The 5,247-nt window shown below is 34.4% G+C and carries 7 protein-coding genes; 6 read left to right on the plus strand and 1 reads right to left on the minus strand.

What is annotated here, in order from left to right; all coding sequences use genetic code 11:
- The first annotated feature begins 248 nt into the window (after positions 1-248).
- From HGC4_RS13215 to HGC4_RS13240, 6 genes are all read left to right on the plus strand, one after another.
- Complete coding sequence (locus tag HGC4_RS13215) at positions 249-455, plus strand: hypothetical protein (protein WP_050710615.1); 207 nt, start codon at positions 249-251, stop codon at positions 453-455.
- A gap of 3 nt (positions 456-458) precedes the next feature.
- Positions 459-1,619, plus strand: a complete 1,161-nt coding sequence (locus HGC4_RS13220) for an APC family permease (RefSeq protein WP_082204180.1) — start codon at positions 459-461, stop codon at positions 1,617-1,619.
- A gap of 93 nt (positions 1,620-1,712) precedes the next feature.
- On the plus strand, positions 1,713-2,468 hold the full coding sequence (locus HGC4_RS13225) for a DUF5040 domain-containing protein (protein WP_050710617.1): 756 nt from the start codon (positions 1,713-1,715) through the stop codon (positions 2,466-2,468).
- 135 nt (positions 2,469-2,603) lie between these two features.
- Positions 2,604-3,704, plus strand: a complete 1,101-nt coding sequence (locus HGC4_RS13230; protein ID WP_050710618.1) for a DNA replication/repair protein RecF — start codon at positions 2,604-2,606, stop codon at positions 3,702-3,704.
- Between the two features lie 2 nt (positions 3,705-3,706).
- Positions 3,707-4,000: a DciA family protein gene (locus HGC4_RS13235; protein WP_050710619.1), complete on the plus strand. Its 294-nt coding sequence runs from the start codon at positions 3,707-3,709 to the stop codon at positions 3,998-4,000.
- A 22-nt stretch (positions 4,001-4,022) separates the two neighbouring features.
- Entirely contained in the window at positions 4,023-4,466 is a 444-nt protein-coding gene (locus HGC4_RS13240) for an acyl-CoA thioesterase (RefSeq protein WP_050710620.1), read from the plus strand.
- Positions 4,467-4,643: 177 nt separating this feature from the next.
- Here the strand turns inward: HGC4_RS13240 and HGC4_RS13245 are convergent, their stop codons facing one another.
- Entirely contained in the window at positions 4,644-5,144 is a 501-nt protein-coding gene (locus tag HGC4_RS13245) for a flavodoxin (protein WP_050710621.1), read from the minus strand.
- Between the last annotated feature and the right edge of the window lie 103 nt (positions 5,145-5,247).

A 5,247-nucleotide genomic window follows, 5' to 3' on the forward strand; every position in this document is an offset into this window, starting at 1 on the left:
TCGTTGTTTTTCTGTAAATACTTACTTTACAGATGGCAAATATAGATATTAATAAACAATAAACAAAATTTTCAATATCAAGTAGAATGATTATTTTTTAAGATTTATTTAATGTTAAATTAGATGGCGTTTCAATTGAAGAATAAAGCTTTAAGTAAGGAAATAGTTAACTGAAGAAATATTCGAATAAGGGTAACCCTCAAGCTATATTTGTTTCTTATATTTGCGTTCATTTTTATAATTTATAGATGTCTTCTCAAAATACTTCACTTAAAAGAGACTTGGGTCTTGTTGCTGCAATTACTATTGTTGTAGGAAATATGATTGGTTCGGGAGTCTTTGGACTGCCTTCGGCTTTGGCTAAGGTGGCTACACCATCCATCATTATTTTAGCATGGGTTATAGTTGCTATTGGTGCTACAATTATTGCATTGAGCTATGGTAATCTGAGCTGATCGATTCCTAAAGCTGGAGGGCCGGTTGTTTACACCGAAGCTGCATTGGGTAAATTCTGGGGATATATAGTAAGTCTTGTCTGGTGGGTTGGTTCTGCGGTAGGCAATGCAGCTATTGTAGATCTTATTTTTACTCAATTAGTTCAACTGATTCCTGCACTCGATTTTCCTGTTTGTAAACTCATAGCTACTTTGTCTATCCTCTGGTTATTTACTTATATCAATATATGTGGGGTAAAGTTTGCAGGATGGATTAGTATCGTTACTACCATTTTGAAAGCGAGTGTATTTATTTTAGTTGTTATATTGGCTATACCTCACTTAAATTTCGATCTGTTTAGAAGTAATTCATTACCTTTGTCTCTACAAGGAGAAACAGATATTTTTACAATGTTTTCGGCTGCAATAGCTTTAATCTTTTGGGCTTTTACAGGTCTCGAAAGTTCAACGATGGCGGGAGGGGAAATAAAGAATCCGGAACGAAATATTCAGCGGAGTGTTATTTGGGGATTATCTATTGTGGGAGTTATTTATGTTCTGATTAATATTTCACTTTTTGCTCTCATACCTCAAGATCAGTTGGCAGAGTCTAACTCTCCATTTGCCGATGCTATTAATTTGGCTTTGGGTACAAATGTGGGGGGCGATATTATTAATGTCGCTATTCTGATATCAGTAGTTGGGGCTTTGTCTGGTTGGATTCTTACTACGGGTAGAAGTATATACGCGGCAAGTAAGGATAAATTTTTCATTGCATCTTTTGCTAAAATTCATCCCAAATATGCTACACCATATGTGGCATTGATTGCTTCGAGCTTGATAACTTCAATATTTTTCTTCTTGAATTTTTACTCTGACATAAGTGGTGACACTCAAGGTCTTTCCCATTTTGTGAATATAACTACGGTAGCAGCTTTTATTAATTTGCCTACTTATTTGGTAACTGTAATCTCGGAATATGTATTGATAAGGAAAGGAAAAATGCAATCTTCGAGAGCGAATAACGTAAGACTGTTTCTTGCTTTTGCCTTTTCAATAATATTTCTCTATTTCGGTTTTATAGGTTCTATCGTACCTGTTATTTATTGGATCATATCCATAGGGTTATTGCTTGTTGGATTATTCTGTTATCCTATATTTAGAAAATCCCATTTGGAGGATTAAAACAAATTAGCGTATTTAATATTAATGTTTAAGTTAGAGGCTAGGTGTACTGACTAAGTAAACCTCGTGTTCTTCTAGTATCTTTTATTTATCATGAAAAAGTTCTTTTTATTTATTTTTTTATTGGGTTCTATGTGTGCATACACACAAGAGAAGTACACTATATTGATGACGGGAGCCTCGTTTGCTTCTTATCAGAATGGTTGGTTTGAAATTGGTTGTAAGGAACTTGACGCAAAGGCTCTAAATAAAGCTGTGGGTGCAGAGGCAATTGCGGATGGTGCAAATAGAATGGTTAAGGGTACATTATACTCTAAACAGGAGCTAGAGGATGCCGATGCATTTGTGATAATGCATGTGCATAATATGGATGTATTCGAAAATTCGGAGTTGAAGGAAGATTATGCAGATTACAAAGTTCCTTTCGATCGCTCTAATTATGCTGCCGCTTACGATTATGTTATTAAAAAATATATATCGGATTGTTATAATCTGAAATTTGATAAGGATTCAAAATATTACAATACCCAGTCCGGAAAACCGGTTATTATAGTTCTGTCAACCCATTGGCATGATGCACGTCCTATTTATAATGAATCGGTTCGTTTATTAGCTCAAAAGTGGGGCTTTCCAGTTATAGAGTTTGATAAGTATATTGGATTTTCCAAGAATACGCCTCATCCCGTAACAAAACAGCAGATGAGTACCTTGTATGCTGACGATAATACAGAAACCATAGATGGAGTTGTGTATGGCTGGCATCAACTAAGGGGTGAGGATAAATTTATACAGCAACACATGGCTGCTATATTTGTTGATACAATGAAAAAAGTATTGCCAATCAAATAAAAAATGTAGTTTCTTGTAATACGAGATTTAAAAGTATAGGCACTTTGAGCTTATGCTTTTTTAATCAATTTTGGGCTACTGATGAATTGTAATATCAGATAAAGCTCTTTCTATTTTTATTATCTTTGTGCTAATATGATTTTAGAACGGATATCGATATTAGGTTATAAGAATATAGAGCAGGCAGAATTGACTTTCTCTCCGAAATTGAATTGTTTCATAGGAAATAATGGGATGGGAAAGACTAACTTGTTAGATGCTGTATATTATCTTTCGTTCTGTAAAAGTCATAACAATCAGGTTGATTCTCAGAATATCAAGCACGATGCAGATTTTGCTTTGATCCAAGGATATTACTTATTGGGCGGAGCGGCCGAAGAAGAGTTCTTTTGTAGTTTACGCAGACGGCAGAAAAAGCAATTTAAACGTAATAAGAAAGAATACGAAAAACTGTCAGACCATATTGGCTGTTTGCCTTTGGTTATGGTTTCGCCTTCTGACTCGGATCTCATAACGGGAGGTAGCGAAGAACGCCGTAAGTTTATGGATGTTGTGTTGTCTCAGTTCGATAAAGACTACCTACATGCCCTTATTCGCTATAATAAAGCTTTACAGCAACGTAATGCCTTGCTGAAATCGGATATGCAGGCTGATGATTCACTTTACGAATTATGGGAAGAGCAGTTAGCTTATGAAGGTCATATTATATATGCTAAGCGAAAAGCTTTTATAGAGCAATTTATACCCACGTTTCAGTATTACTATAACTTTATTTGTCAGTCGAATGAAACTGTTGAGTTGAAATACGAATCGCAATTAGAAAACGAGAATCAGGTTGCGTTATTGAAACAAAAACGCGAAAGAGATAAGATATTAGGTTATACAACTGCCGGAATCCATCGTGATGATTTAGATATGCGAATGGATGATTATTCAATCAAGAAAGTCGGTTCGCAAGGACAAAATAAGACTTATGTAGTAGCCATGAAATTGGCTCAATTTGATTTCTTGAAAAAGGCAGGCTCAACTACACCTATCTTATTATTGGATGATATTTTTGATAAGCTCGACTCTTCACGTGTTGAGCAGATTGTGAAGTTAGTATCAGAAGATAATTTTGGACAGATTTTTATCACAGATACAAATAGAGATCACTTGGATGAGATTCTTAAAGATCTTAATAGTGATTATAGTTTATATCAAGTAGAAGGTGGAGGAATTAATCAATTAAAGTAAGTATGAGAAAGCGAAATACCGAAAGTCTAGGCGAAGTTCTGAAACAGTTTTTTGAGGAAAATGAATTCTTCAAACGTAAACTGGCAGAAAGTCGTGTGATAAGTGGTTGGGGAAAGACCCTTGGCCCGGTTATTGCATCATATACTACAAATGTATATTTAAGAAACAATATATTATATGTAAATCTGACATCATCGGTTCTACGTTCGGAACTAATAATGTGTAAGGATAAATTAATAGCAAATCTGAATACTCACGCCGGATTGAACGTTGTAAAAGACATTATATTCAGATAAGTTCAATACAATACTAAAAAAAATGGAAGTTAAAGAAGAAGTATCGAAAGATATATTTAGAAGTTCATTGCCAATACAAATTCGCTTTAATGATATAGATGCATTGGGGCATATCAATAACAATATATACTTTAGTTACTTTGATCTGGGAAAGATTGATTACTTGGAAAATCTGCGAACGTCGTATGTAAGTTGGACAGATGGGATAATAGTAATAGCGCGCATAGAGGTAGATTTTGTAGCTCCCGTATTTTATAAAGAAAAAGTAGCAGTAGATACTAAGGTCACCAAAATTGGAAATAAAAGCGTTGTTTTTCTACAACAAGTAAGAAATGTACTAACGGGTGAAATAAAGTGCCGATGTAATTCGGTTGTTGTAGCATATAATCCTAAAACACATCAAGCAATGGCAGTTCCCGAAATATGGAGACATGGAATGTCAGAGTTTGAAGGACTGAAATTCTGAAAAAAAAGATCAAATAAAAGATTGTCTACTCCTCAAAAATAGAGAAGGATAGTCTTTTGTTTAGAATCAAATAATCCCAACGTTGTGAGGGGCATAAATAGCTAAAACAATAGGGGGAAAATATAAATGGCCCGACTTTATAAAGTCGGGCCATTTGTTGTCATATAGTGTATATACTTAAATGTATTGTTTAAGATCTTTTACCCATGCAGCAATACGAGCATCAGTTTGATCAAATTCATTATCTTCGTCTAACGCTAAGCCTACAAAGTTTCCATCAACAACAGCCTCTGAGTCATCGTAAGTGTAACCTTCTGTAGATGCAGCTCCAACAATTTCTACATTGTCTTTAATAGCTTCGTAAATAACAGCCATACCGTTTGCAAAAGTATCAGAATAAGAAGAACTGTCTCCTAATCCGAATAATGCTACTTTTTTTCCTGTAAAATCAAGTGTTTTGAATTTAGGAAGGAAAGAGTCCCAATCATCTTGAAGATCACCATAACCAGTAGTTGATGCTCCTAAAATTAGAAAATCAAAAGGTTTCAATTGATCAACAGTAACTCTGGCTACGTCGAAGATTTGAGTTTCCGCATTTCCTAATACTTTTTCAATTTTAGATGCTACACCTTCGGTTGCACCGGTTGAAGTTCCATAAACGATCGCTATTTTACTCATAATTCAGTATTTTTTTTCTTTTCTATATTAATTTATAGTCAAGTTATAATTTAAAGTGATTTTAAATAATAACATCCAAATCTAGATAATGTTTGTGTGTATT

This window comes from Dysgonomonas sp. HGC4, from assembly GCF_001261715.1.
Lineage (GTDB): Bacteria > Bacteroidota > Bacteroidia > Bacteroidales > Dysgonomonadaceae > Dysgonomonas_A.